Source organism: Ensifer sp. Root31, assembly GCF_001424825.1.
Classification (GTDB): domain Bacteria; phylum Pseudomonadota; class Alphaproteobacteria; order Rhizobiales; family Rhizobiaceae; genus Ensifer; species Ensifer canadensis.
Genome location: NZ_LMCO01000067.1, coordinates 55,609 through 81,548, shown reverse-complemented (window position 1 = coordinate 81,548; position 25,940 = coordinate 55,609). Strand labels below are relative to the sequence as shown.

The 25,940-nt window shown below is 61.2% G+C and carries 18 protein-coding genes and 1 tRNA gene; 6 read left to right on the top strand and 13 right to left on the bottom strand.

Annotated elements, in window-relative coordinates; translation table 11 throughout:
• Window positions 1-120: 120 nt before the first annotated feature.
• Window positions 121-510: a response regulator gene (locus tag ASD00_RS37300; protein ID WP_025425999.1), complete on the top strand. Its 390-nt coding sequence runs from the start codon at window positions 121-123 to the stop codon at window positions 508-510.
• A 95-nt stretch (window positions 511-605) separates the two neighbouring features.
• On the opposite strand, the gene rirA is transcribed toward ASD00_RS37300, so the two are convergent.
• The gene (rirA, locus tag ASD00_RS37295; RefSeq protein WP_025425998.1) at window positions 606-1,079 is read right to left on the bottom strand and encodes an iron-responsive transcriptional regulator RirA; all 474 of its coding nucleotides are present in this window, start codon (window positions 1,077-1,079) and stop codon (window positions 606-608) included.
• A 193-nt stretch (window positions 1,080-1,272) separates the two neighbouring features.
• Here rirA and ASD00_RS37290 point away from each other — a divergent pair, with 193 nt between their 5' ends.
• On the top strand, window positions 1,273-2,313 hold the full coding sequence (locus tag ASD00_RS37290) for a Fe(3+) ABC transporter substrate-binding protein (protein WP_025425997.1): 1,041 nt from the start codon (window positions 1,273-1,275) through the stop codon (window positions 2,311-2,313).
• Between the two features lie 210 nt (window positions 2,314-2,523).
• On the opposite strand, the gene ASD00_RS37285 is transcribed toward ASD00_RS37290, so the two are convergent.
• The 3 genes from ASD00_RS37285 to ASD00_RS37275 all read right to left on the bottom strand — a co-directional run bounded on the left by ASD00_RS37285 (window position 2,524) and on the right by ASD00_RS37275 (window position 6,526).
• Window positions 2,524-3,579, bottom strand: coding sequence for a M48 family metallopeptidase (locus ASD00_RS37285; RefSeq protein WP_025425996.1), 1,056 nt, complete (start codon window positions 3,577-3,579; stop codon window positions 2,524-2,526).
• Window positions 3,569-4,651, bottom strand: a complete 1,083-nt coding sequence (locus ASD00_RS37280) for a YjgN family protein (RefSeq protein ID WP_051509196.1) — start codon at window positions 4,649-4,651, stop codon at window positions 3,569-3,571. Before ASD00_RS37280 ends, ASD00_RS37285 begins: the two co-directional genes overlap by 11 nt.
• A gap of 378 nt (window positions 4,652-5,029) precedes the next feature.
• On the bottom strand, window positions 5,030-6,526 hold the full coding sequence (locus tag ASD00_RS37275; protein WP_025425994.1) for a CoA-acylating methylmalonate-semialdehyde dehydrogenase: 1,497 nt from the start codon (window positions 6,524-6,526) through the stop codon (window positions 5,030-5,032).
• Between the two features lie 116 nt (window positions 6,527-6,642).
• On the opposite strand from ASD00_RS37275, the gene ASD00_RS37270 reads away from it, so the two are divergent.
• The gene (locus tag ASD00_RS37270; protein ID WP_025425993.1) at window positions 6,643-7,524 is read left to right on the top strand and encodes a LysR family transcriptional regulator; all 882 of its coding nucleotides are present in this window, start codon (window positions 6,643-6,645) and stop codon (window positions 7,522-7,524) included.
• A gap of 199 nt (window positions 7,525-7,723) precedes the next feature.
• Here ASD00_RS37270 and ASD00_RS37265 read toward each other — a convergent pair whose 3' ends face one another.
• The 4 genes from ASD00_RS37265 to ASD00_RS37245 all read right to left on the bottom strand — a co-directional run bounded on the left by ASD00_RS37265 (window position 7,724) and on the right by ASD00_RS37245 (window position 11,634).
• On the bottom strand, window positions 7,724-8,404 hold the full coding sequence (locus tag ASD00_RS37265) for a peroxiredoxin-like family protein (protein ID WP_025425992.1): 681 nt from the start codon (window positions 8,402-8,404) through the stop codon (window positions 7,724-7,726).
• Between the two features lie 403 nt (window positions 8,405-8,807).
• Window positions 8,808-10,571: an adenylate/guanylate cyclase domain-containing protein gene (locus ASD00_RS37255; RefSeq protein WP_057211561.1), complete on the bottom strand. Its 1,764-nt coding sequence runs from the start codon at window positions 10,569-10,571 to the stop codon at window positions 8,808-8,810.
• A gap of 388 nt (window positions 10,572-10,959) precedes the next feature.
• A tRNA-His gene (locus tag ASD00_RS37250) sits at window positions 10,960-11,036 on the bottom strand.
• A 148-nt stretch (window positions 11,037-11,184) separates the two neighbouring features.
• On the bottom strand, window positions 11,185-11,634 hold the full coding sequence (locus tag ASD00_RS37245) for a phasin (RefSeq protein WP_025425989.1): 450 nt from the start codon (window positions 11,632-11,634) through the stop codon (window positions 11,185-11,187).
• A 230-nt stretch (window positions 11,635-11,864) separates the two neighbouring features.
• Between ASD00_RS37245 and ASD00_RS37240 the strand changes: the two genes are divergently transcribed.
• Window positions 11,865-15,503, top strand: coding sequence for a PAS domain S-box protein (locus ASD00_RS37240; protein WP_057211559.1), 3,639 nt, complete (start codon window positions 11,865-11,867; stop codon window positions 15,501-15,503).
• A gap of 202 nt (window positions 15,504-15,705) precedes the next feature.
• Window positions 15,706-17,388, top strand: coding sequence for an iron ABC transporter permease (locus ASD00_RS37235; protein ID WP_057211557.1), 1,683 nt, complete (start codon window positions 15,706-15,708; stop codon window positions 17,386-17,388).
• 462 nt (window positions 17,389-17,850) lie between these two features.
• On the opposite strand, the gene ASD00_RS37230 is transcribed toward ASD00_RS37235, so the two are convergent.
• Window positions 17,851-19,803 carry an acetoacetate--CoA ligase gene (locus tag ASD00_RS37230; protein WP_025425986.1) on the bottom strand — a complete coding sequence of 651 codons (1,953 nt, stop codon included), beginning with the start codon at window positions 19,801-19,803 and terminating at the stop codon, window positions 17,851-17,853.
• 176 nt (window positions 19,804-19,979) lie between these two features.
• Here ASD00_RS37230 and ASD00_RS37225 point away from each other — a divergent pair, with 176 nt between their 5' ends.
• On the top strand, window positions 19,980-21,803 hold the full coding sequence (locus tag ASD00_RS37225) for an AsmA family protein (RefSeq protein WP_025425985.1): 1,824 nt from the start codon (window positions 19,980-19,982) through the stop codon (window positions 21,801-21,803).
• A gap of 53 nt (window positions 21,804-21,856) precedes the next feature.
• On the opposite strand, the gene ASD00_RS37220 is transcribed toward ASD00_RS37225, so the two are convergent.
• The 4 genes from ASD00_RS37220 to ASD00_RS37205 form a co-directional block, all read right to left on the bottom strand.
• Entirely contained in the window at window positions 21,857-22,672 is an 816-nt protein-coding gene (locus tag ASD00_RS37220) for an ABC transporter permease subunit (protein ID WP_025425984.1), read from the bottom strand.
• 3 nt (window positions 22,673-22,675) lie between these two features.
• On the bottom strand, window positions 22,676-23,587 hold the full coding sequence (locus ASD00_RS37215) for an ABC transporter permease subunit (RefSeq protein ID WP_025425983.1): 912 nt from the start codon (window positions 23,585-23,587) through the stop codon (window positions 22,676-22,678).
• A gap of 4 nt (window positions 23,588-23,591) precedes the next feature.
• Window positions 23,592-24,734, bottom strand: a complete 1,143-nt coding sequence (locus tag ASD00_RS37210; protein WP_025425982.1) for an ABC transporter ATP-binding protein — start codon at window positions 24,732-24,734, stop codon at window positions 23,592-23,594.
• Window positions 24,735-24,837: 103 nt separating this feature from the next.
• Entirely contained in the window at window positions 24,838-25,932 is a 1,095-nt protein-coding gene (locus ASD00_RS37205; protein ID WP_057211556.1) for a polyamine ABC transporter substrate-binding protein, read from the bottom strand.
• Window positions 25,933-25,940 lie beyond the last annotated feature (8 nt).

The following is a 25,940-nucleotide window of genomic DNA, read 5'->3' as shown; positions in this document are numbered from 1 at the left end:
AAGGCGGCCCCGCTGACAGCAGGCGCCGCAGAAACGATGCAAACTCGCCACCCCACCCGCTTGCCGATGACAGGCGCGCGCAGCAGAATGGCTCCCGGTCACTCAGGTACTTGGACGATCATGACACAAAAAGCCCATATCCTGCTCGTTGACGACGACCCTGCGGAGAACCTCATTCTGCGCGGGCTGATCAAGAAGGTCAGCACCATCGAGATCGAACTGCATTATTGCCAGACGATCGAAAGCGCCCTCGAATTCCTTCGTTCGGGCAAACCGGTGTCGATGGTGTTGATGGACAATCGCCTTCAGCCGCAGCGCGACTTTCGCGAAACCGTGCCGGCACTCCGGTACCAGGGCTTCATCGGCCCGATCGGCGTGATCTCGGGGTCGCTCGTCGAGCCCTATTTCCAGAGTCTGGAAGAGTACGGCGCGGATTTCCGGATCGACAAGTCCGAGATCGATCCGACGGCAATAGAGTTCATCCTGAGGGAATATCTGGCACCGAACTGAAGGGGCGGCCGGCGGCCGCTTTGAGCGGCTAAATCATGAGCGGTAGAGCTACGGCGCCGAGGTCATGACTGATACGCGGCGCCGCAAACGTCGGATCAGGCCGCAGTCGTCTGCGGGGCCTGCGGACGCTTGGTCTCTTCCAGGCCGAGCAGGAAGTTGATCTGGGGACGCGCCTTGACCAGATCGTCGATGGTGTAGCCCTGAAGCACCTCGAAGAAAGCGTTCAAAGCCTTGCGCAGAGCGGTATTGAGGCCGCAGCTGTCAACCAGCGGGCAATCGATTTCACCGGCTTCGAAGCACTCGGCCATCGCGAAGCTGTCTTCCGTGACCTTGACCACGTCGAACAGGGTGATTGCGGAAGCGGGCCTCGGCAGCCGTACGCCGCCGTTGCGGCCACGAACAGTCTCGACCAGGCCAGCGCGGGTCAGCGGCTGGAGAATCTTGAACAGAAACAGCTCTGAGACGCCATAGGCCCTGGCGATTTCAGGAATGCGGCTGAGCTTCTCGCCGTTTGCAGCGCAGTACATCAACATGCGAACCGCGTAGTTCGTTTGTTTCGTCAGTCGCATCATTCACTCCGAAATCGAGAGGTTTATCAAACCTTCATATAGGACGGATCGTAGTTTGGAACAATTCCAAAATACCAAAAAAGTCACATCTGCTTGATCGTTAACGGTTTCCCAGTTGACTGTTTGGTGGCTGCCGATCAAAAAGATGAGCGATTTTGTTAACTTAGCTCAAACCAAAAAAATGGAGGAAACCATGTCCGTTTCAAGAGCTGCAATGGGCGTATTGTCCCTCACCGCCAGCCTGTTCGCGTCCACTGCTGCCTGGGCCGATGGCGAGGTCAACATCTATTCCTATCGTCAGCCCGATCTGATCAAGCCATTGCTTGATGCCTTTACCAAGGAAACCGGCATCACGACGAACGTGCTCTTCCTCGACAAGGGCCTCGTCGAGCGCATCCAGGCCGAAGGCGCCAACTCGCCTGCGGACGTGATCCTCACCGTCGACATCAGCCGCCTCACTGAAGCCAAGGATGCGGGCGTGACGCAGCCGGTCGCCAACGAGACGATCAACAAGGACATCCCGGCGCACTTCCGCGACCCCGATGGCAACTGGTTCGGCCTGACGACCCGCGGACGCGTTGTCTACGCCTCCAAGGACCGCGTCGCCGAAAACGACATCACCTATGAGGAACTCGCCGATCCCAAGTGGAAGGGCAAGATCTGCACCCGTGATGGCCAGCACTCCTACAATATCGGCCTGTTCGCCTCGATGATCGCCCACAACGGCGAAGCCGAGACCGAGAAGTGGCTGACTGGCCTGAAGAACAATCTGGCGAAGAAGCCCGATGGCGGCGACCGCGACCAGGCAAAGGCGATCCTTGCCGGCGAATGCGATCTGGCGCTTGGCAACACCTACTATGTCGGTCTGATGCTGACCAACGAGAAGGAGCCGGAACAGAAGGAATGGGCGGCGGCTATCAAGGTGCTCTTCCCGAACGCCAAGGACCGCGGCACGCATGTGAACATTTCGGGCATGGCACTCGCCAAGAACGCCCCGAACAAGGACAATGCGTTGAAGCTGATGGAATTCCTGTCGGAAGGCGAAGCGCAGAAGATCTACGCCGAGCAGGTATACGAATATCCGGTGCTGCCGGGTGCCGAGCCCTCCGACGTGGTCAAGTCGTTCGGCACGATCAAGCCCGACGAACTGCCGTTGGCCGACATTGCAGCCAACCGCAAGAAGGCATCGGAACTGGTCGACAAGGTCGGCTACAACGACGGCCCGCAGGACTGATCCTACTGCATGTTTCCTTAAATCCCATTCGATTTAAGGATCAAAACATGCAGCAATTCAAAGTGCTACAGCGACCTTTGCGCGTCAAATTAAGACGCGCGGCGCTGTAGCCATCGCGTGAATTGGAAACAGCGGGCCGTGTGCCCGCTGTTTTCGTTTTGATGACAGCGTCGCGCCTTGTGTGGGGAAGCCGCTCGACGGACCAGAGGGCTACTGAGCCTGCGCCCTCAGTTCGCCGGCATAATCGAGGATCGCCTTGCGCCGTTCCGGTGTGCCGGGATGGGTCGCAAGGATGCTGGTGTCGGAACTGTCGCCAAGCTCCTTTTCGAGCAGGTCGAAGAACCGTGCGATTGCCGTCGGATCCCGCCTGGCTTTCAGCATCAGTTCCACCGAATGCCGATCTGCTGCCGCTTCCGCGCTACGCGAAAAGGAGAGCGTAAGGAGACCGGCACCCTGCACCAGAATGTCCTCAGCACCGGAGCCGATGTCGCCACCGATCATCATGACCAGCCCAGCGACGCCCGCGGCGCGGTAGATCTGGCGCAGGCTATGCTCGAGTTCGACATGACCGATCTCGTGCGCCAGCACGCCGACGATCATTTCGGTATCGTCGCCGGCAAGCTCGATCAGCTCATCGGTAACGATCAGCGTGCCGTCGGGCAGCGCGAAAGCATTCGGGCCGATGGTCCCGCCCATGCGGAAGTTGAGGGTGTAGCCACCCTCGCCGCGATCGGACAGCCGTGCGATCGCGTTGAACCCCTCACGGATCTTGTCCTGGCGCTCAATTGCAAGCGCCGACGTGTCGAGCAGCGTGCGATCCATCGTCTCCATGGTGCTTGCCGACATGATCTTCGGCACGATCGGCGGCGTCACCAGCACGGCGATTTCGACCAGCGCCGGTACGGCATAACGATAGATGGCCACGCCGCTGAGCACGGTCGCCAGGACGACCGCGATCAGGCGCGGGTGAAAACGCTCCCATTCGTGGACGAGATTGGTTTTTCCCTTGCGTTTCAGGAAACGATCGACGGCGTCGTTGTCGGTCGTCTCGAACAGAGAACCATCGGGAAACTCGATGCGACGCGGAATGGCGCCGACGCGCGCAGAAATATCGACGGCAGCAAGTGCTCCACCTGCAAGTTCGGCGCCGGCCTCATCCAAAGCCTTGAGGCCACCGCCATCTTCGATCAGCCGCGAGGGCACCGACCGGCTGGAACCGGCCGGATGCCACTCGCCAACAGCAATCTCCGTGCCGTTAGAAGCCAAAGTCGAACCCTTCGAAGTCCATGAACTCCGAACCGACGGCCGAACCTTCCTGGGCGATCCGGTCGAACATCTCGCCGACATTGCCTTCGAAATGGACGCCCGTGTGTTCATTGACATAACGCGCCATGCGCACGGCTGCCCAGGGACGCATAAGGCCCAGCGTGAAGATGGTGACGATCATGTTGGTAATCGCGATCCAGGCGTAACGGCCCCGCGACAGGTCGCTCGTCAACTGATGCTTGCCGTCGAAGGTCGTTGCCGACCAGGCGACGTTGCGCACGCCGGCACGGTAGAACAGCGCCGCGACCCCGAAGATCGAGAGGAATGCAATGTAGGCGATGACGAACAAGGCAATCATCGAAACGTGCATTCCCAGCGTTGCCTCAATGGAGCCGTCGAACAACGACATGATCACGGCCAGATTGAGGAAACCAATAAAGGCAATGATCAGCAGGCCAGCGACGATGATGGCCGCCGACAGGAACCACGACTTGTAGATCGCACCGACGGAAGGATCGGTCGCGAATGCCCGTTGCCCATAACGCAGGTTGCTGCCGATGTAGCGATAGGACCAGCGGCTGGCGAGCGGCACCAGGATGCCAAGTGTGAGGACCGAAATAACCGGACCGACGATGAAGGCGAGAAACGCACCGCCGACGCCGCCGACGAAATCGAACCGCACATTGCGATAGCTGGTCACGCGGGCACTGAAGCGCAGGCCCCTGACGACCAGCCATGGCACGAAGGCCACCAGCAACAGGGCAAGAATGATGCCGGCGATCGGCACGACGTTCAGCATGACGTTGTAGAAGATCAGGTAAGCGAAAACGATCACCCGACCGATCAGGATCTGCTTACCCTTTGCGTGATATTCGAAGGCGCGCCCGAGAAGCACCGTGTTACCGTAGAAATAGCGGTTGCGGCGGACCTTCGCCCAGGCGGAATAGATGCCGAGCGTGATGATCGTCAGCAGCACGTTGACGATCCAGATGCCAAAATACTCTTTTCCGCTACCGGTAAACGACAGACGGTGGAAATTGTCCGGTACCCTCTGCGTCAACGTCCCTTGCATCGACGCCGTTTCGGCCACGACCATGATAAAACCTCTCTCAATGAAATCAGCTTGCGGCAGCCCGCCATCACACAGGCGCCGCGTTGCGACAGATTGACGTCAATTGTGAACCCAGCGAACTGTGGCTATCCCCCGGATGAGCCTTCCATGCAAATGAACGGTCGAAATGCCTGCAATATTCGACCAAGGCGCGAATCAATTTTCCGCCGCCTCGGGCATATCAAATTAGTTGCAGTGCAACATGACATGCAACAGAAAAGGGTCTTTCGAAGGGGCCCCGGCATGCAAAAAAAGGCCTCTCGAAGGAGGCCTCGGGCACGCAACAAAAAAGGGCCTCCCGAAGGAGGCCCTGGAGGCGGGAGGATCTTTATCCCGTCATTACTTCATCGTCGGCATGACGAACTCGGCACCGTCCTTGATGCCTGACGGCCAACGCTCAGTGATCGTCTTGGTCTTGGTCCAGAACTTGATCGAGTCCGTGCCGTGCTGGTTGAGGTCGCCGAAGGACGAGGACTTCCAGCCGCCGAAGGAGTGGTAGGCGAGCGGAACCGGGATCGGAACGTTGACGCCGACCATGCCGATGTTGATGCGCGAGGCGAAGTCACGGGCAGCATCGCCATCGCGGGTATAGATCGCGACGCCATTGCCGTATTCGTGCTTCATCGGCAGGTCGAGGGCTTCCTCGTAGTTCTTGGCGCGAACAACCGAAAGGACCGGTCCGAAGATTTCGGTCTTGTAGATATCCATATCCGGGGTGACGTGGTCGAACAGGCAACCGCCGACGAAGTAGCCGTCCTCATAGCCCTGGAGCTTGAAGTCGCGGCCGTCGACCACGAGTTTCGCACCCTGCTCGAGGCCGCTGTCGATCAGGCTTCTGATGCGCTTCTCCGCTTCCTTGGTGACAACCGGGCCCATGTCGGCCTTCTCGTCGGTATAGGGGCCGATGCGCAGGCTTTCGACCATCGGCGTCAGCTTGGCGATCAGGCGGTTGGCAGTGTCCTCGCCAACGGGAACGGCAACCGAGATAGCCATGCAGCGCTCGCCGGCCGAGCCGTAGCCGGCGCCCATCAGCGCGTTGGCGGCCTGGTCCAAATCGGCGTCCGGCATGATGATCATGTGGTTCTTGGCGCCGCCGAAGCACTGGGCGCGCTTGCCGTTCATGGCAGCCGTGCCGTAGACGTAGCGGGCGATCGGGGTCGAGCCGACGAAGGATACGGCCGAAATGTCGGGGTTGGTGAGGATCGCGTCGACCGCGCCCTTGTCGCCATTGACGACGTTGAGGATGCCGGCCGGCAGACCTGCCTCGATCATCAGTTCGGCCAGGCGGACCGGCACGGACGGATCACGCTCGGACGGCTTCAGGATGAAGGCGTTGCCGCAGGCGATCGCCGGGGCGAACATCCACATCGGGATCATGGCGGGGAAGTTGAACGGCGTGATGCCGGCGCCGATGCCGACGGCCTGGCGGATCGAGTACATGTCGATGCCGGGGCCGGCACCTTCGGTGAACTCGCTCTTCTGCAGATGCGGAATGCCGATGACGAATTCGCAGACTTCCAGGCCGCGCACGAGATCGCCCTTGGCGTCTTCAATCGTCTTGCCGTGCTCGCGCGAGAGGATCTCGGCCAGCTCGTTCATGTGGGTGTTGAGAAGTTCGACGAACTTCATGAACACGCGGGCGCGGCGCTGCGGGTTGGTGGCTGCCCACTTCGGCTGCGCGGCCTTGGCGCTGGCGACGGCAGCGCCGAGTTCCGCGTCGCTTGCCAGCGCCACGGTGCCCTGCACTTCGCCCGTTGCCGGGTTGAAGATGTTGCTCGTGCGCCCGCTGGTGCCGGCGACGCGCTTGCCATCGATGAAATGACCGAGTTCGTACATGGATGTCTCCTCCTGATCTTGATTGTGGCGGCATGATCGCACTACGATTTGAACAAAGCAATTTCCGATATTCAGCAACCGTTGTGCGCAAATTGAAGTCCATAGGGATCAGAAACATGAATTGGGACGACGTGAGAATGTTTCTGGCGGTCGCGCGCACCGGGCAGATCCTTGCCGCCTCCAAGCGGCTCGGCCTCAACCATGCCACGCTCAGCCGGCGGGTGACCTCGCTTGAGGAAACGCTGAAGACCCGTCTCCTGGTGCGCAGGCCGAACGGCTGCGAACTGACGGCCGAAGGCGAGATCTTCCTGGCGGCGGCCGAACGCATGGAAACGGAGATGCTGGCAGCACAGTCGCAGATCGGCCGCATCGACACGGCGATCGCCGGGACCGTACGCATCGGCGCGCCGGATGGATTTGGTGTCTCCTTCCTCGCGCCGCGCCTCGGGCGGCTGACGGCGCGCTATCCGGAACTGAAGCTGCAGCTCGTGCCGGTGCCCCGCTCCTTCTCGCTGTCGCAGCGTGAAGCCGATATCGCCATCACCATCGAAAGGCCGGAACAGGGACGCCTGGTCTCATCGAAGCTTACCGACTACACGCTCGGTCTCTACGCCTCCTCGACCTATCTTGCGCAGCACGGCACGCCGCAAACGATCGACGACCTCAAGCACCATCGCCGCATCGGCTATGTCGAGGACCTGATCTTCACGCCGTCGCTGAATTTTTCGGCCGAGATCATGCGCAGCTGGGATGCCGCCTTCGAAATCTCGAGCGCCACCGGGCAGACGGAGGCGGTGCGCTCCAGCGCCGGCATCGGCATCCTGCACAACTACATCGCCCGGCACACGCCGGAACTCGAGCGCATCCTGCCTGAAACCACAATCCGGCGTGCCTACTGGACCACCTACCACGAAAGCGCCCGCGACCTGGTGCGCGTGCGCACCGTGGCGGCCTTCCTGCAGGAGCTGGTGACCGCGGAGCACCAGATGTTTGCCTGACCGCGCTCCAGAGCTACAGCGCCGCGCGTCTTGTTAGACGCGCAAAGGTCGCTGTAGCACTTTGAATGGCTGCATGTTTTTATCCTTACATCGAAAACGATTTTAGGAAACATGCAGTGGAGCGATCCCGGACGATTGCGCGCCGGCGAATGTCTCTACCCACAGAATCCAACGCGGCGGTCTGGCGCGTTTTTCGCTGTCAATGTGCGACTTGTGAAACTGCCGACATCAATTCTTCGGGATTCAGCGCCCGGCACATATTTTGGCCCTGGCCATCAACTTCCGTGAAGCTCCAACGCACCACACCTTCTCGATCGAGCAGGAACTGGCCAATGAGTTGCATATGGCCGGGTACCCTCACCTGCTGATCGGCTTCTGTGATTTCGTACCCATCCTTCTCGCTGAGAAGGTCGCCCGCGGTCGCCGGATCCATCGGTTCAGGCAATTCACCCGGCCGATCGACCCGCATCGTCATGACCACGTCCATTCCAACCTTGCGTGGCCAGTCGGTCTCATTCTCCGTAAACTCGAGGAGGGGTAAGCCGAAGGCGCGGTGTGAAGCTCGCTCCGGGTCCGATGCAGCAAGAAGACCGGGTATCGGATGATAGCGGAAATAGAGTCGCGCGCGCTCGACCGGGGTGTTGACCACCGCCAGAGATTCGACGCCTTTTTCGCGCAGAGCCGTGTTGAACTGTGCCATCGCCGCGACATGGCGTCGGCAGAACGGACACAGCAGGCCTCGAAACAAACCGACCAACAACGGGCGACGGCCGCGAAAATCATCAAGTGCGATCTTCCCCTCGCGTGAGATCGCATCCAGCACAAAGTTCGGAGCCTGGTCGCCCGGTTGTAACGGATGATCCAGATAATGTGCAGACATGGTCAACCTCCTCGCCCGAAGGACCAATGAAGAAGAGGCAGCACAAGACGTACTTCAAAGAGCCCGTACTGGGCGCAAACGTCCTGCTCCAACGCAGAGAGCTCTCGGCCTCCGCCATGTTGCCGAGGTCGAAATCAAGCGCCGCAGGGCCTGACCTCTCGCCATACAGCGCCGCGCGTCTTATTAGACGCGCAAAGGTCGCTGTCGCACTTTGAATTGCTGCATGTTTTTTCCTTAAATCGAATAGGATTTAAGGAAACATGCAGTAGCGTACAGCCAGGATCGACCTGAGAATGGCCTCACATTGGCCCACGAGCAAGCAGTAAACAGCGAATCGTCATCCGTGCCACGGGACGGCACGGCGGCGAGGTCGAATGGACCTCCTGACACGCGCCTTCCCTGGTTAGATAGACACTCCGGCCTCGCGGAGTCCGTCCGCCAGTCGATCGAGCACAGTGGGATCCCGGTAAGGCAAGGCCCGCTTGAGGTGGTTGATGGAAAAGTTCGGGTTAACCTCGAACACTTCGCGCCAGTAGCGGCGCGCCTCCTCGTGGCGCCCGGTGCGACCATAGAGGCAGGCGAGATAAAAGCGCGTCATGTCCGATCGCGGCGCAAGCGCCAGGCGGCGCTTGAAGGCGATCTCGGCCTCGCCGAAACGGCCGAGGTTCAACAACGTCCGACCCAGGAAATGCAGCGACAGGTCGAATTGCGGATCGAGCCGATGGGCCCGTGTGTAGAATGGCAGCGCGTCTTCGTACCGACCTTGGAAATCCCGTGTCGTGCCAAGTGCAGTATGGCAGCTCGCGGAATTGGGATCGAGTTCGATCGCCCTTTGAGCGGCATGCTCCGCTTCGTCGAAGTGCCGCATCCAACAGTGCGCGAGCGAGAGAGCGTGATGGCCATGCGGCTCGTTATCGTCGATATCGACGGCCCTTTGTGCCAGCTCCAAAGCGCGTTCAAGATCGTCGGCCGTCCCGCCGTTCCACCGATTGATGAAATCGGTCAAGGCGATGATCGCGAGAGAAGCGTAGGCAGCCGCAAGCCCCGGATCGATGGCGATGGCACGCTCGAGCATGCTGCGCGCCTCCGCGGACGATACGGCGTTGAACTGCAGAATCGCCTGGCGGGAACGGACGAGCAGATCATAGGCTTCTGGATCGACCTTGCCGAGGCTCCCGCGTCGCTCTTCCTCGCCGGTTGTTAGCTTCACCTTGAGCGCGGTGACGATGGTGCGGGTCACTTCGTCCTGAACCGCAAAGATATCTTCAATTCCCCGATCGTAGCGCTCGGCCCATAGATGACCGCCGGTCGTGCCGTCGATCATCTGGGCATTGATGCGGATTCGATCAGCGGCCCGGCGTACGCTGCCTTCCAGGACATAGCGGACGCCAAGTTCCCGGCTCACCTTGCGGATATCTGGCGCCTTGCCCTTGTAGGCGAAAGAGGAGTTGCGGGCGATCACGAAGAGGCCGGAAACCTTTGAGAGATCCGTGATGATGTCCTCGGTGATGCCGTCGGCGAAATACCCCTGCTCCGGGTCGCCGGACATGTTGTCGAACGGCAGAACGGCTATCGATGGCTTCTTTGGAAGCTGCGGCGGGGCTTCGGTGGCAATCTTGACGGGATCGTTTGTGCGGTCGTCCGGCGACCACGTCCAGATATGCACCGGGCGTTCGATGTTCTTGACCTCGTGATGACCGCTGTCGACGAAGTCGAGGTCGATGCGACCATGCACATATTCATGAACACCATCCGCAATGGCTACGCTGCCAGGCCTGGCAAGCGCCTCGATACGCGCCGCCACATTGACCCCATCGCCGTAGAGATCGCTGTCGGCGACCATGATGTCGCCCAGGTTGACGCCGACGCGAAGCACGATCGCCAGGTCTGCCGGCACGTCCTTGTTGGCGGCTGCCATGGCCCGCTGAAGTGCCGCGGCGCATTCGACGGCGTTGACGGCGCTGGAGAACTCGACGAGCACGCCGTCGCCGGTCCTCTTGAAGACGCGGCCCTGATGTGTGGCGACGAGTGGCTCCAACACCTCTTTCCATCGCGCCATGAGCTGCGTGTAGGTGCTTTTCTCGTCACGCTCCATGAGCCGGCTGTAGCCGACTACGTCAGCCGCCAAAATGGCAGCGAGCCGCCGTGTGATGGGTTCGTTGGCCATGGACAATGGCGCCTTCCTGGGGCGCCTTCCTGGCGCCCATTGGCGAAATTTTACTGGCGTCTTGCTCCCATGTCCATTCGGCTTGAAGCCGATTGGTCGATATCCAACATCGTGGCAGGGCGCGCCAACCTCCACTTGTGTGGCGGTTCCAAAAAATGTCAGCTTCAGGGTGCGATCCGGGCCTCAGGAACGACCGGTTCGGGTCGATGGCGGAGATGGACACAGCGACGTTTGGAATTCCGTTCCTGCCTTAAGCGGATTTAAGCGTTGGAACACCAACCCGCACCGTCGATTGTGGTGCATTTGTCGTCCAAATATCCGGAGAACGTCGATAGAGACGGAAGCAGGTGCGCGAAAAGCGCTTAATATCAGATAGATATAAAGAGAATGGTACGGTTGGGGGGTCTCGAACCTCCGACCTCAGGTGCCACAAACCTGCGCTCTAACCAACTGAGCTACAACCGCACAAACGAGCGACATCAGTCGCTTGGCGGCTCACATACGGAGACTTCCGCCGCTTTGCAAGCCTAAACTTGAGATTATCCTGCAAAAAGACCGGATGGCAAGCCACCCGGTCCCATTCATGCCCAGCGCGGCCAGGGGCCGGCGCGGATCAGACCTTCTTGAAAGAAGACATCGCCTTTTCAGCGGCTTCCTTGCCAGGCTTGGTAACATTCTCAGCAACCTTCTTGGTTGCTTCCTGCATCGACTTGGTCTGTTCGACGGCAAGTTCAGCCTGCTTGCGGAAGAAAGAGGTCTGCAGCTCGACGAATTCGGACAGCGACTTCACACCGAGCAGCGCTTCCATGTGCGAAAGCGAGTTTTCGGCATTGGTGCGCAGGGCGTCGATGGCCTTGAGGCCGAGTTCAACGCTACCGGTCTGGGCGCTTTCAAGCGTCGCTTCGACGGTCTTGCTTGCTTCCTCGGCAGCGGTCTTCATCTTGGAATAAGCGTCCTTCGACTGGGCAGCGCCCTTTTCCGCGAAGTCGCGGAAGCTGTCGGCAACCTTTGCCGGGTCGAAAGAGGAGAAGGAAAATGCGTCGTCGATCTTCTTGGTAGCCATGAATGCGCTCCTTGGTGTCAGGGCCCTCTTTTGAGGCGCCGTTGATTGATGCACACTATATAACCGATCCTATTGTGCATTGCAATAAAATTGTGCAGTGCACAAATTCGCCTGCGTTAACCCTTCGCGATGAAAGGGGTGAGCGAAAGACGCCGATTGCTGGACCCTCAGCCGCGTGGCGGGTATTAATAGAGTGTTAACGTACCAGCGACCCGTCAATAGGCCCGTCCATGCCCGCAAGACAGTACCCCTTCATCGACATTGCCGTGCATGAGCGGGTGCGCGAACATTTTGCGCGCGGCGATGCGGCGATCCTGTTTTCGAGGGACCTTAACCGCGTTCTGTGGGCCAACGATCAGGGTGCCGCCTTCTTCGGCGCAGACTCGATCTACGACTTCATCGACACGGGCCCCAATGCGAACGACCTGTCGGCGCGGCAGTTGAAGGCCGCCGCGACGCAGCTCGTTTCGGTCGGCGATCGTCGCCAGCTCTTGATGCGCATTGCCGCGGGCTTTCGAAGCGTGCCGCTCAATACGACGGTGGAACTGATCCGCGTCCGGCTGGACGAATTGGGCGTGCTGTTCACCGCACCCCATTCCGGCAAGCCGCTTTCGACGGAAGATCGCGCGGCGCGCATGATCGCCGGGCTCGACGGCCCGGACACGCACATGGCCGTGCTGGATGCCGACGGTACGATCGTCGCCCAGTCGCCTGGCTTTGCCAATCTCGGCATGTCCGACGAGACGCGCCGCCAACTCGTCGCCGCCGTTGCCCGCGACCATGACTGGCTGATCAAGCGCCCGGTCGCCACGGCAAAGGGACACCTGCCCGCCGCCATCGGTAAGATCGCCGACGAACCGGCGCTTCATCTTCTCTTTGCGGTGGAAACCATCCTCGGCAACCTCGACCCGGATGAAGCACCGGCCGAGGCTGTCTTGCCGCCGACAGCCGTCGCGGAGGTCGTCGAGGCCGATGTTGTGACCGACGTCGCACCCGCTGTCGTCGAAACGGAAGCGGCGATGGCTACTGGCGCGGTGGAAACGGTCGTCGAGCAATCGGCTCCCGACGAGCTGGCTTCGGCGGATCAGCGGATCGTCGCCGAACGTGAAATCGAGCAGCCGCTTGCGGAAGCCGACGACGTCGTCGCCGCAGTCGAAGCAGAGGAACCCGACCTCGCCGTCGACACCGATACCGAAACGCCGCTGGAAACAGCGACCGCCGAAACATCAGATGCGGCCCAGGAACAGACGGACGCCGCACCAGAAGGCGCGGAGCAGTTGCCGTCCGCCGAGACGGCAATTGTCGCCGAGGCAGCGCCTGTCCCCGATGCTACATCGGTTGAACCGCGCGAACACAAAGACGCCCCTGTCGGCGCTCAGTCCGACTTCGCCTTTGCGATCGGCGGGCGGGCGGTGCGGTTCGTCTGGAAAATCGACGCGGAAGGACAGTTCAGCGAAATCTCGGAGGAGTTTGCCTCGGCGGTCGGGCCGAAGGCCGCCGACGTGATCGGTGTCAGCTTCGCCTCGCTTGCGGCGCGCTATGGTCTCGACCCCGACAACAAGATCAACGAGCTCCTGCACCGCCGCGACACCTGGTCCGGCAAGACGATTTTCTGGCCGGTCGAAGGCACGAGCCTTAAGGTCCCGGTCGACCTCGCCGCCCTGCCCACCTACTCGCGCTCGCGGGAGTTCGACGGTTTCCGCGGCTTCGGCATCGTGCGCGTTGCAGATGCCGTCGAAGATCACAACGCCAACGGCCTTTCGCTCGATCGTGACGAGGATGCGATAGAGGCCAACGATCTGACGGCGCCAACTTCGCCGAATGGCGTGGCAGCCGTTGAAGAGGCGACCCACGAGATCGCGACCGCCGGCGCGAATGAAGCCGACGAACCTGCACTTTTTTCCGACGAGCCGCAGCCGACCGAGGCAGTAACGACCGACCAGCCCGCGGTGCCGGCCGATCCCTTCCTTGGTGAGCGCCCAGCACTTCGCATCGTCGAGACGCCCGGACGCCGGGCTTCCGACAAGATCATCGAACTCGAGCTACACCGCCCGGCCGGTTCAAGCGCGCTCACCCGCGGCGAGCAGGCGGCTTTTCGCGAAATCGCGCGGCAGCTCGGCGAAAATTTTGTGGGACGCCCAGAGGCGCACGAGACCCGGTCGGACGAGGCTTCAGACGACGCCATCCAAGGCGAAGCGGAACAACCGGTATCTGAAACCCTGGACGAAGCAGCTCTTGAGGCCGCGCCGACCGCGACCAGCGAGTCTGAGTTCGAGACGCCAGAAGCTTCGAGCGAGGTGGCCGCAGCCGAACCTCGATCCGACGACCTGGCCGAGGCGAGCATGGACCCGGCGACGATCGCGACCGTCGGTTTCAGCGGCGAGATCCTCGATAGCCTGCCTGTCGGCCTGCTCGTGCATCTCGGCGACGACCTGCTGCACGCCAATCCGGAATTCCTGCGACTGACGGGCTACGACACGCTCGATGATTTCAAAGAGGAAGGCGGCATCGACGCGCTCTTTGCCAATGACGAGGAGGTCGGCGACACGGAGCCGGACGGCACGATGACGCTGATCCGCAAGACCGGGCAGTTGCTTCCGGTAACGGCCCACTTGCACTCGATCCGCTGGGACGGAAAGAGCGCGCTGATGCTGGCCCTGGCATCGACGGAAGTCGCGCAGCCCCAAGAGAGCGAAGCGAGCCCGGTCGAAACCGCTCCGGCTCCCGTCGCCGACGAACAGGTCGGCAAGCTCAAGACCGAAATCGACGAGCTGCGCTCGATCCTCGAGACGGCGACCGATGGTGTCGTCATTCTCGGACACGACGGCGATATCCGCTCGATCAACCGCTCAGCGAGCGCGCTCTTCAACTACGATGAGAGCGAAATCCGCGGCAAGCCGTTTGCAGCGCTCTTTGCCCATGAGAGCCAGAAGGCGGTCATCGATTATCTGCAAGGCCTGTCCGGCCATGGGGTTGCCAGCGTACTCAACGACGGCCGCGAAGTGATCGGCCGCGAGGCCGCAGGCGGCTTCCTGCCGCTGTTCATGACCATCGGCCGCCTGTCCGCCTCCAACGGCTATTGCGCCGTCATCCGCGACATCACCCAGTGGAAGCGGACCGAAGAGGAGTTGCGCAACGCCAAGCGCGCGGCCGAGACGGCAAATGCCCACAAGACGGAGTTCCTGGCGCGCGTCAGCCACGAAATCCGCACGCCTCTCAATGCGATCATCGGCTTTTCCGACATGATGGCGAGCGAGCATTTCGGCCCGGTTGGCCATCCGCGCTATATCGAATACGCCGGCGACATCGGCCGCTCCGGCCGCCATGTGCTCGATATCGTCAACGACTTGCTCGATATCTCGAAGATCGAGGCGGGCGAGATGGATCTCGACTTCGGCTCGGTCGAAATCAACGATGCGGTTTCCGAAGCGGTGTCGCTGGTGCAGCCGCAGGCAAACAGCCAGCGCGTCATCATCCGCACGTCGCTTTCGACAGCTGTGCCGAACGTGGTTGCCGACAGCCGCTCGATCAAGCAGATCGCACTCAACATCCTGGCGAACGCCATCCGCTTCACGCCATCGGGCGGACAGATCGTGGTGTCGACCTCCTATGAGCCGAACGGCAGCGTGATCCTGCGTATCCGCGACACCGGCGTCGGCATGACGCGCAGCGAACTCGACCAGGCGATGAAGCCCTTCCGGCAGGTGACGACCGGTGGCCGCAAGCGTGGCGACGGCACCGGCCTCGGGCTGCCGCTGACCAAAGCCATGGCCGAAGCCAACCGTGCGCAGTTCGCCATCACCTCGGCACCGAACGAGGGCACGCTGGTGGAAATCTCCTTCCCGTCACAACGCGTCTTGGCGAACTGACGACAGATGCTGTAAGGAAATGTTGACTTGGGGAAACCAGTTTGTTGGCATCCTCACGGCAATTCCTGCTGCATAATCCTCTTCTTGAAATCGGAGGCGATCCAAGGGGAAGATTATGCAGCGAGTTTAAAGCGTTACAGCATCCTTAGAGCGTCATGTCAGACGCGCGGCGCTGTGGCCGTTTCGCTCCGGATCAGATCGATTGCAGTCCACGTCACAAATCCTCAAGCGGCGCCCAACCGGCGCGAAAACCGGTCTTTCGCATCCGCTGCTCGCCGTATGGGCCGGGGGCGCATCGCTGATCGTGCTGATGCCGATCCTCGCCATTGCATGGCTGGCGATTTCCGGCGGCGGTTCCGACTGGCCGCATCTCATGCAAAACGTCATCCCGCGCGCCACCATCCGCACGTTGCTGCTGATCGCGTTCACCGGGATGACGACGGCCGTCGTCGGCATCGTGACCGCGTGGCTGGTGGCGAGTTGCGAGTTTCCCTTGCGCCGGTTTCTGTCCGCCGCGCTGGTGTTGCCGCTTGCCATTCCCGCCTATCTCGCCGCCTACGCCTTCGGTGAGCTGTTCACCTTCACCGGGCCGGTGCAGGGGCTGATCCGCGCTATCTTCGGCTTCAAGACCAGCCGCGACTACTGGTTTCCCGATATCCGCTCGCTCGGCGGCGCCGTCCTGGTGCTGAGTTCCGTGCTCTATCCCTATATCTATCTCGCCTGTCGCTCGATGTTTCTGATGCAAGGGCGCGCGGCGGCCGATGTTGCCCGCACGCTCGGCGCCGGGCCGCTCAAGGTGTTCTTCCGCATCCAGATCCCGATGGCGCGACCGGCGATCATGATCGGTCTGACGCTGGTGGCGATGGAGACGCTGAACGACATCGGTGCCGTCGAATTCCTCGGCGTGCAGACACTGACCTTCTCGATCTTCGACACCTGGCTCAACCGCGGCAGCCTTGCCGGCGCGGCGCAGATCGCCTGCATCATGCTCGTCTTCGTCATCGGGCTGATGATGATCGAGCGGGCTGCCCGGCGAAGGCAGCGCTTCTCCAGCCAGAAGACGACGTCGGCAGTCCATGATGCGACCAGGCTTCCGCTTTCCGGCTGGAAGAAGTGGGCCGCGACGATTGCGTGCCTGCTTCCGGTGCTCTCCGGCTTCGCGGTCCCGTTCCTGATCCTCGGCAATTACGCGCTGAAGCGCCTCGATCAATTCATCGAACCGCGGTTGCTGAACGCACTCTTCCACAGCATCCTGGTTTCCGGTGCAACCGCGCTGGTCACGGTGCTGCTCGGTTTCGTGCTTGCCTATGCCGCGCGTACCGGACGCTCGCGTTTCACCGATACCGCCGGCCGCCTCGCCTCCTTCGGCTATGGCGTGCCCGGCACGGTTCTGGCGATCGGCGTGCTCTTCCCGCTGGCAGCGCTAGACAATCTGGTCGACGCCGGCTTTCGCAGCACCTTCGGCATATCCACCGGGCTACTGATGACGGGAACGGGCTTTGCCATCATCTACGCCTGCACCGTCCGGTTCCTCACCATGGCCGAAGGCACGCTGGAGGCGGGTTTCCAGAAGCTGTCGCCGCACCTCGACATGGCTGCACGTGCGCTTGGCCGCACCGGAGGGCAGACGCTGCGAACCGTGCTTCTGCCGATGATGCGCCCCGCCGTGTTGACCGCAGCACTTCTCGTCTTCATCGAGACCATGAAGGAACTGTCGGCGACGATCATGCTGCGCCCGTTCAACTTCAACACGCTTGCGACGCTTGTTTACGAGGACGCATCGCGTGCCAAGGTCGAGGATGCATCGGTGGCTGCGATGATCATCGTCGTTGCCGGCATGATCCCCGTGATCCTGGTTTCGAGATCGATGGAGCGTCGGCCCTAACGCAGGTCGCGCAAAAGTGCGCAGCGGTTTTGCGATAAGGACATGCGTTAAGAAAAGAGCTTAAAGCGCAACAAGGGAATCCTGGAAATCGCAACGCGCTTAACAGCATTTCCAGGAAAAGTGCGAAGCGGTTTTCCGTCTGGAAATACGGGAAAACAAAGAGATAGAGCGTTTCCGCACCTCCGCCCAAAACGCTCTGTCCCGAAGGCAAAAAAAGAGGTGGCTGGGAGGCCACCTCGATAATTCAATGCTAAACCAACAAATGCTCGAGAAGTAATGACATCATGTCTGCGGCGGCATCGCTGCCAGGCGCCGACCACTCATCGGCCGGCCTCAAGTTGACATGACCATGCGCCCCCAATCGTTAACAAGACCTTACCAGCCGATCCGACAATTTTAGGGATTTATCAGCAAGTCTGAAGCCTTGGTTAATTCCGAAAGCGCGAACAAGTTAACGGCCCCTCAATTTTTGAGGGCATCGAGCCCGGCGAAAAGATCGAGCGCTTCCGGGTTGGCGAGCGCCTCCTTGTTCTTGACCGGGCGTCCATGCACAACGTCGCGGACCGCCAATTCGACGATCTTGCCCGACTTCGTGCGCGGAATATCGGCAACGGCGATGATCTTCGCCGGCACATGGCGGGGCGATGCGCCGGTGCGGATACGGTTCCTGATCGCCTTCTCCAATTGCTCATCGAGCGAGGCGCCGGATGCCATGCGCACGAACAGCACGACGCGCACGTCGTCTTCCCAGTCCTGTCCGATGCAGAGCGCTTCGGCCACCTCTTCCATCTGCTCGACCTGATTGTAGATCTCCGCCGTGCCGATGCGCACACCGCCGGGATTGAGTGTCGCGTCGGAGCGACCATGGATGACGATGCCGCCATGCGACGTCCATTCGGCAAAGTCGCCATGGCACCAGACGTTGTCGAAACGTTCGAAATAGGCGGCGCGGTATTTGACGCCTTCGGGATCGTTCCAGAACATCACCGGCATCGACGGGAATGCCTTGGTGCAGACGAGTTCACCCTTTTCGCCGCGCACGGAGCGCCCCTCGTCGTCCCAGACATCGATCGCCAGTCCGAGGCCAGGACCCTGGATCTCGCCACGCCAGACCGGCTTCAGCGGATTGCCGAGCACGAAGCACGAAACGATGTCGGTGCCGCCGGAGATCGACGCAAGCTGGACGTCCTGTTTGATGCCTTCATAGACGAAGGAGAAGCCTTCGGGCGACAGCGGCGAGCCAGTCGAGGTCAAGAGCCGCAGGCTTGAAAGGTCGTGGGTCTTGGCCGGCTCAAATCCGCCCTTGCGGACCGCGTCGATGTATTTTGCCGACGTACCGAAGACGGCAAACGTTTCGTCCGCCGCATAATCGAACAGGACGTTTCCATCAGGATAGAACGGCGAGCCGTCGAACAGGCACAGCGTCGCGCCGACCGCCAGGCCGGAGGCGAGCCAGTTCCACATCATCCAGCCGCAGGTGGTGAAATAGAAGAGCTTCTCCCCGTCGCCGAGCCCGCAGTGGAAGCGATGTTCCTTCAAATGCTGCAGCAGTGTGCCGCCGGCCGAATGAACGATGCACTTCGGGACGCCCGTGGTGCCGGAGGAGAAGAGCACATAGAGCGGGTGGCTGAACGGCAAACGCTCGAAGGCGAGCGCCTCGGCTTTAAACGGAGCGATGAAGTCCTCGAGCGTCACGCCATCGGCAATTGAGGCCGCCAGCGCCCTCGCCTCGCCCGCATAGGGAACGATGAGGGCTGGAACGTCGAGAGCCATGGAGACCGCACGAACCTTGGCGTCGACGTCCTGTCGTTTGCCGTTGTACCAATAGCCGTCGCAGGCGATGAACAGTTTCGGGGTGATCTGGCCAAAGCGATCGAGAACGCCCTGCTCGCCAAAATCGGGAGAACAGGACGACCAGATCGCACCGATCGACGCGGTCGCCAGCATGAGAGCGATCGTTTCGGGCATATTGGGCATCATCGCGGCGACGCGGTCACCCTTGCCGATGCTGCGCGCTTTCAGCGCCTGCTGCAGCCGCGAGACCAGCGTGCGCAGATCATCCCAGGAAAGCCGGTAGCTGACCTTATCCTCGCCGCGGAAAATGAGCGCATCGTCGCCGCCGGCGCGCCGCAGCAGGTTCTCGGCGAAATTCAGCGACGCCTCGGGAAAGAACCGAGCGTCGAGCATGCTGTTACCATTGACCAGAGCCGTCGCGCCACGATCGCCGATGACTTCGCAATGCTCCCAGACCGCCGTCCAGAAATCGCCGCGTTCGGCAACCGACCACGCGTGAAACGCGTCGTAATCGGCAAAGTCTTTGCCGAAGCGCTCGCTGCACCAGGCGATAAATTGCGCCATCGGGCTGTGCTCGCGGATCTCTGGACCGGGAACCCACAAAGGTTGCTCAGACTGCATGCTTTCCTCCACTCCTACTCCATGCCCTCTATACCATGCTGCAACGCAAAATAAACAGCAGGAGAACCCGCTCCGGCGTCGCATTGGCGACATTTCCATGTCGGGCGCATTTGATTTATGCGGGCTGAAAGCCTATCCAAGCAGCGTGATCCCAAGCGATGGGCAACCAGGCGGAAATGACAAGAAAAATCCTGCATATGATGGGTGAATCACGCCTTTGGTCGCGGCTTCGTCGTCGCCATTTCCTCTGGCCGGCGGCGATCGGCATCGTGCTGGCCGTCGGATACAACGCGGCCCTGCCGCTCGTGATCTCGACGACGGACGTGCGGCCGACGATGGAGCGCATGCTCGACGCCTGGTCGGGTGGCAAGAGCAGGATAACCGGCGAGCCGAACATCCGTTTCTGGCCGAACCCGACGCTGACATTGTACGGCGCCACGATCGAGACGACCGACGGTACCCCCCGCACACTCGCCCGGATCGGCAGCATCACCGCAGCCTTCAGCCTGGTTTCTGCGCTTCGCGGCGAACCGGCACTCGAAGACATCCGCCTCATCGAGCCTGTGGTAACGCTGGAGCGTGGCATCGACGGCACGCTCAACTGGGAGCGGCCGCGCTGGCTTGCGCCGCGCGAGGCGAAAGCGGACAACGACGACACCCCCTTCGGCGACATCACGATCGAGAATGGCCGCCTGCAGGTATTCGACCGGGCGACCAATTATGCGCGGGAGTTTCCCGGCATATCCGGCACCGTGAAGTGGCCCTCCTTTGCCGGGCGCCTGAATGCGCAACTGTCGAGCATGATCGGCGGGCAGGCCGTGAGCTGGGCGCTGGCCTGCGACGAGCCGCTGACGCTGCTGGCCGGCCGCAACACGACGCTGAAGACATCGCTGACCTCGGCCCCCCTCAATTTCTCCTTCGAGGGCGTCGGTAATCTGTCGATGAAACCATTCGCCTCGGGGCGGCTCCAGGTTTCCACCGCCTCGCTGCCGGCGCTTGCCGCGTGGTTTGAGGGGGCCTCGCATGAGGGGCTGCCCGAGAGCAGCTTCGATCTCAGTGCCAACGTCACGACCGGAGACGCGACGCTGAAGCTGGATGACTTGCGCCTGGCGATCGGCGGCGCGACGGCAACCGGGGTGCTCGACGTTGTCGCTCCTGCCAACGACACACCGCGCGTCGAGGGCACGCTCGCGTTCGACAGGATCGACCTCAACGGACTGCAACCACTTTTTGCGCAGCTTCCGGTCGATCCAGAAGAACTCGCCAGACATATGACCGAGGCTTTCGCCCGCACCTGGCGCGTCGACGTGCGCCTTTCGACGCAGGAGGCAGCGATCGGCCCGTTGCGGCTGACCGACGTGGCGGCCGGCGTCATGGTCGATCACGGGCGGGCGTCGCTTGATATCGGCGACAGCACCTATGCCAATGGCAGGCTCAGCGGCCGCCTCGTGCTGTCGGAAGCGGGCTTGACCCGTGGCGGCAAGCTAGAGCTGGCTCTCAAGGATGCGGATCTTGCGGCCGCCGTCGCCGACTTCGGCTTCACCGGCCCGGTGCCGACGGGACGCGGCAACGTCAACCTGGACCTGGCGACCGATCACCCGTTCTGGACGCCACGCGCAGCCGACGCATCCGGGCGCCTGACCTTGTCGCTTGCCAACGGCAGACTATCCGAATTCGACTCCGACGCCTTCTCGGACCTGGTCCGCAGGGGTGAGTTCTTCTCGCTGTCGCAGGCAGGCAGCGGCACGTTCGATTTTCAGCGGGCCGACATCGAGGCGCGCTTCAGCGACGGATCGGCCCGGTTGAACCGCGCTACCTTTATCGGGCCGACGGGCAGCCTGTCGGTCAACGGCGTCATACCCTATCGCAGCGGCAGCCTGGCTCTTGCCGGAACCTTTACCGACGCTACCAATGCCGCCCAGCGATTGCGGTTCTTCGTCGGCGGCTCCTGGCCGAATGCGGTGATCTCGCCGCTCTCGGTTCTCGGCGAGCCCAACTGAAACGGCCGGCGCTTTAAATGCACCAGCCGTCCTCTTGAAAACGGAGCTGAACTCTACTGCGCGAAAGCGGCGCGCTCGTCCTTCTCGCGTTGCGCTTCACGCTGTTTGGTCACAACAGAGGCAACGACGACACCGATCGCGACAATGCCGATCAGGATCGTGCAGATCGCGTTGATTTCAGGCGTCACCCCGAGACGAACCTGGCTGTAGATCTTCATCGGCAGCGTGGTGGCACCGGGGCCTGTGGTGAAGCTCGAGATCACGAGATCGTCGAGCGACAGCGTGAAGGCCAGCACCCAGCCGGAAAAGACGGCCGGCGCGATCACCGGCAGAGTGATCGCAAAGAAGGTCCTGACCGGGGTCGCGCCCAGATCCAGCGCCGCCTCCTCGATCGACTGGTCGAAGCTCAGGAGCCGCGACTGCACGACAACGGCAACGAAGCACATGGTGAAGGTGATGTGCGCAAGGGTGATCGTCCAGAAGCCACGGTCGAGCCCGATGGCAACGAACAGCAACAGCAGCGACAGGCCGGTGATCACCTCAGGCATGACCAGCGGCGCATAGACCATGCCGGAAAACAGCATGCGGCCGCGAAAGCGCGTGTAGCGCACCAGCGCGAGGGCCGCCAAGGTCCCGAGCACGGTTGCGCAGGTGGCCGAGATCAATGCCACGCGGATGGTGACCCAGGCGGCGTCGAGAAGCGCCTGATTGTGCCAGAGCTGCGCGTACCATTTGGTCGAAAACCCGGCCCATACCGTGACCAGCTTCGATTCGTTGAACGAGAAGATCACCAAAAGCACGATCGGCAGATAGAGAAAGCCGAAGCCGAGCACGATCGAGGCAATGTTGAAGCGTGACCAGTTGCCCATGACCTACTTCCCCTCGCCGTCGGCTTTGGCCTGCGCGTTCTGGAAGAACACGATCGGTATCACCAGGATCAAAAGCAGGATCGTGGCAACCGCCGAAGAGACCGGCCAGTCGCGGTTGGCGTTGAACTCGTTCCACAGCGTCTTGCCGATCATCAGCGTTTCCGATCCGCCGAGCAGATCGGGGATGACGAACTCGCCGACAGCCGGAATGAAGACGAGCAGGCAACCGGCAACGACGCCGGCCAGTGACAGCGGGAACGTGACGCGCCAGAAGGCGGAGAATGGCGTGCAGCCGAGATCCAGCGCCGCTTCCGTCAGCGTGTGGTCCATCTTCTCCAGCGACGAATAGATCGGCAGGACCATGAACGGCAGGTAGGAATAGACGATACCGATATAGATCGCCCAGTTGGTGTTGAGGATGATCAGCGGCTGGTCGATGACATTGATGCTCATCAGGAACTGGTTGAGCAGTCCTTCCGGCTTCAGGATGGCGATCCAGGCGTAAACGCGGATCAGGAAGCTGGTCCAAAACGGCAGGATCACCAACATCAACAGCGTCGGGCGGATCGATTTCGGCGCCTTCGCCATCCCGTAGGCGACGGGATAGGCGATCATCAACGTCAGCACCGTCGAGATTCCGGCGATGATGACACTCGACACATAGGCGTTGAAGTAGAGAACGTCCTCGGTCAGCCAGACATAGTTGTCGAGCGAGAACTCCCGTGCCTTTTCCATAATGCCGGAAAGGCCACCGAGGAGATCGAAGACCGGCGTATAGGGTGGCATCGCCACCGCCGTCTGCGACAACGAGATACGGAAGACGATGAAGAAGGGAATCAGGAAGAAGAACAGTAGCCAGGCATAGGGGATGATGATGACCAGGCGGCTGAAGACGGCTGATGCAACGCGCGCCATGGCTTCAATCCTTCAAGACGACGCCGGCGTCTTCGCCGAACGAGATCCAGACCTGCTGGTCGTAGCCGAAGGGATCTTCCACGGCGCGCACCGCGTTCAAGGACGACGCCTTCACGACCCTGCCATCCTTCAATCTGATATGGAAGACGGTCATGTCGCCGAGATAGCCGACGTCCCAGATCTCACCCTCGACCGCGTTGACCGGCGCGTGCGCCGGCGGCTGGCGGGTGACACGGATCTTTTCCGGGCGAATGGCGACCGCGGCCTTGGCGCCGGCGGCAGGCCTCTCCGGCGATGCCATGCGAATGGGAAAGCCGTTGCCGGTTTCAATGCTGAGGTAGCCGTTTTCCGCGGTTGTGGCTGTTCCGTCGAAGATGTTCACATCGCCGATGAAGTCGGCGACGAAGCGCGAATTGGGCGCCTCGTAGATTTCCGCTGGCGTTGCCACCTGCGCGACCTTGCCGTGGCTCATGACGGCGATGCGGTCCGCCATCGTCATCGCTTCCTCCTGGTCGTGCGTGACCACGACGAAGGTAAGGCCGAGTTCCTGCTGCAGGTCCATCAGTTCGAACTGGGTTTCCTCGCGCAGCTTCTTGTCGAGTGCGCCGAGCGGCTCGTCGAGCAGCAGCACCTTCGGGCGCTTGGCGAGTGAGCGTGCCAGCGCGACACGTTGGCGCTGGCCGCCGGAAAGCTGGTGCGGCTTGCGCTTGGCAAACTTCTCGAGCTTCACCAGCTTGAGCATCTGGCCGACGCGCTCGGCGATGTCGGCCTTGGGCATGCCGTCCTGCTTCAGGCCGAAGGCGATGTTGGTCTCAACGGTCATATGCGGAAACAGCGCGTAGGACTGGAACATCATGTTGACGGGCCGCCGGTAGGGCGGAATGCCGGCAAGGTTCTGGCCGTCGAGAATGATCTCCCCCGAGGTCGGCTGCTCGAAACCGGCCAGCATGCGCAGGAGCGTCGACTTTCCGCAGCCCGACGCACCCAAGAGTGCAAAGAACTCGCGCGTGTAGATGTTGAGCGAAAGATCGTCGACGGCGGTGAAATCGCCGAACTTCTTGGTGACGTTCTTGACGGAAATGAATGGCTTGGAAGCGGGATCCGCCCAGGGGGCGAAAGAGCGCCTGATACTGCCGAGTGACTTCATCATCTATCCCCGAATGATACAGCCGATGGGCACTCTCGTTTTCCCCGGTGCCCCCTTTAAGAAAATTGCCCGGATTTTGAGGTCCGGGCAATTCGTTTTGCTCTTACTGGCCGGTGACGACCTTTGTCCAGAGCCGGGTCAATACCCGCTGCTCCTTCGCCTCGAACGGCGTGACCGTGAACAGTTTCTGCATCACATCATCGGTGGGGTAGATGGCGGTGTCTTCGAGAACCGCCTTGTCCAGGAACTGCTGCGAGGCCTTGTTGCCGTTGGCGTAGAAGACATAGTTCGACGCCTTGGCGACGACCTCCGGCTTCATCATGTAGTTGAGGAATTCATGCGCTTCGGCGACATGCGGAGCGTCCGCCGGAATGGCGAGCATGTCGAACCACATCTGCGCGCCCTGCGACGGGATCGCATAATCGACGGTTACGCCAGCCTTGGCTTCGGCGGCGCGGTCACGGGCCTGAAAGACATCGCCGGAAAAGCCGACCGCGAGGCAGATATCGCCATTGGCAAGCGCGTTGATGTATTCCGACGAGTGAAACTTGCGGATATTCGGACGAACGCTGGCAAGCAGTTCGGCAGCCTTTTCAAGATCGGCCGCTTCGTGGCTATCAGGATTGAGGCCGAGATAGGTGAGCGCCGACGGCATCACATCCGTCGGGGAATCGAGAACATGGATGCCGCAATCCTTGAACTTGGCGGCTAGTTCCGGCTTGAAGATGACGTCCCAGTTGGGCTTCTCGTCGGTGCCGAGAATTTCCTTCATCTTGTCGACGTTGTAGCCGATGCCGGTGGTGCCCCACATGTAGTCGATGGCGTATTCGTTGCCCGGATCGTACTTGGCCGTACGCTCCATGATCACGTCCCACATATTGGTGAGGTTCGGGAGCTTGGACTTGTCGAGCTTCTGGAACACGCCGGCCGCGATCTGGCGCTGCAGGAAGGTCGCCGTCGGGACGACGACGTCGTAGCCCGAGCCGCCTGCGAGCAATTTGGTTTCGAGGATCTCGTTGGAATCGAAGACGTCGTAGACGACCTTGATGCCCGTTTCCTTGGTGAAGTCTTCCAGAATGCTGCTGTCGATATAATCCGACCAGTTATAGACGTTGACCACCCGCTCCTGCGCCGAAGCGAGCATGGTCGAACCGGCCAGTATGACCGTCGCCATGGTTGTAACGATGAATTTGGACATGCAGTTCC

Excerpts from the sequence above, each read along its gene's own strand:
- ASD00_RS37215 (WP_025425983.1), bottom strand. The coding sequence starts at position 23,587 with ATGGCGCGCGTTGCATCAGCCGTCTTCAGCCGCCTGGTCATCATCATC.
- ASD00_RS37220 (WP_025425984.1), bottom strand. The coding sequence starts at position 22,672 with ATGGGCAACTGGTCACGCTTCAACATTGCCTCGATCGTGCTCGGCTTC.
- ASD00_RS37225 (WP_025425985.1), top strand. The coding sequence starts at position 19,980 with ATGACAAGAAAAATCCTGCATATGATGGGTGAATCACGCCTTTGGTCG.
- ASD00_RS37280 (WP_051509196.1), bottom strand. The coding sequence starts at position 4,651 with ATGCAAGGGACGTTGACGCAGAGGGTACCGGACAATTTCCACCGTCTG.
- ASD00_RS37300 (WP_025425999.1), top strand. The coding sequence starts at position 121 with ATGACACAAAAAGCCCATATCCTGCTCGTTGACGACGACCCTGCGGAG.
- ASD00_RS37240 (WP_057211559.1), top strand. The coding sequence starts at position 11,865 with ATGCCCGCAAGACAGTACCCCTTCATCGACATTGCCGTGCATGAGCGG.
- ASD00_RS37255 (WP_057211561.1), bottom strand. The coding sequence starts at position 10,571 with ATGGCCAACGAACCCATCACACGGCGGCTCGCTGCCATTTTGGCGGCT.
- ASD00_RS37275 (WP_025425994.1), bottom strand. The coding sequence starts at position 6,526 with ATGTACGAACTCGGTCATTTCATCGATGGCAAGCGCGTCGCCGGCACC.
- ASD00_RS37290 (WP_025425997.1), top strand. The coding sequence starts at position 1,273 with ATGTCCGTTTCAAGAGCTGCAATGGGCGTATTGTCCCTCACCGCCAGC.
- ASD00_RS37265 (WP_025425992.1), bottom strand. The coding sequence starts at position 8,404 with ATGTCTGCACATTATCTGGATCATCCGTTACAACCGGGCGACCAGGCT.
- ASD00_RS37270 (WP_025425993.1), top strand. The coding sequence starts at position 6,643 with ATGAATTGGGACGACGTGAGAATGTTTCTGGCGGTCGCGCGCACCGGG.
- ASD00_RS37230 (WP_025425986.1), bottom strand. The coding sequence starts at position 19,803 with ATGCAGTCTGAGCAACCTTTGTGGGTTCCCGGTCCAGAGATCCGCGAG.
- ASD00_RS37205 (WP_057211556.1), bottom strand. The coding sequence starts at position 25,932 with ATGTCCAAATTCATCGTTACAACCATGGCGACGGTCATACTGGCCGGT.
- ASD00_RS37210 (WP_025425982.1), bottom strand. The coding sequence starts at position 24,734 with ATGAAGTCACTCGGCAGTATCAGGCGCTCTTTCGCCCCCTGGGCGGAT.
- ASD00_RS37245 (WP_025425989.1), bottom strand. The coding sequence starts at position 11,634 with ATGGCTACCAAGAAGATCGACGACGCATTTTCCTTCTCCTCTTTCGAC.
- rirA (WP_025425998.1), bottom strand. The coding sequence starts at position 1,079 with ATGCGACTGACGAAACAAACGAACTACGCGGTTCGCATGTTGATGTAC.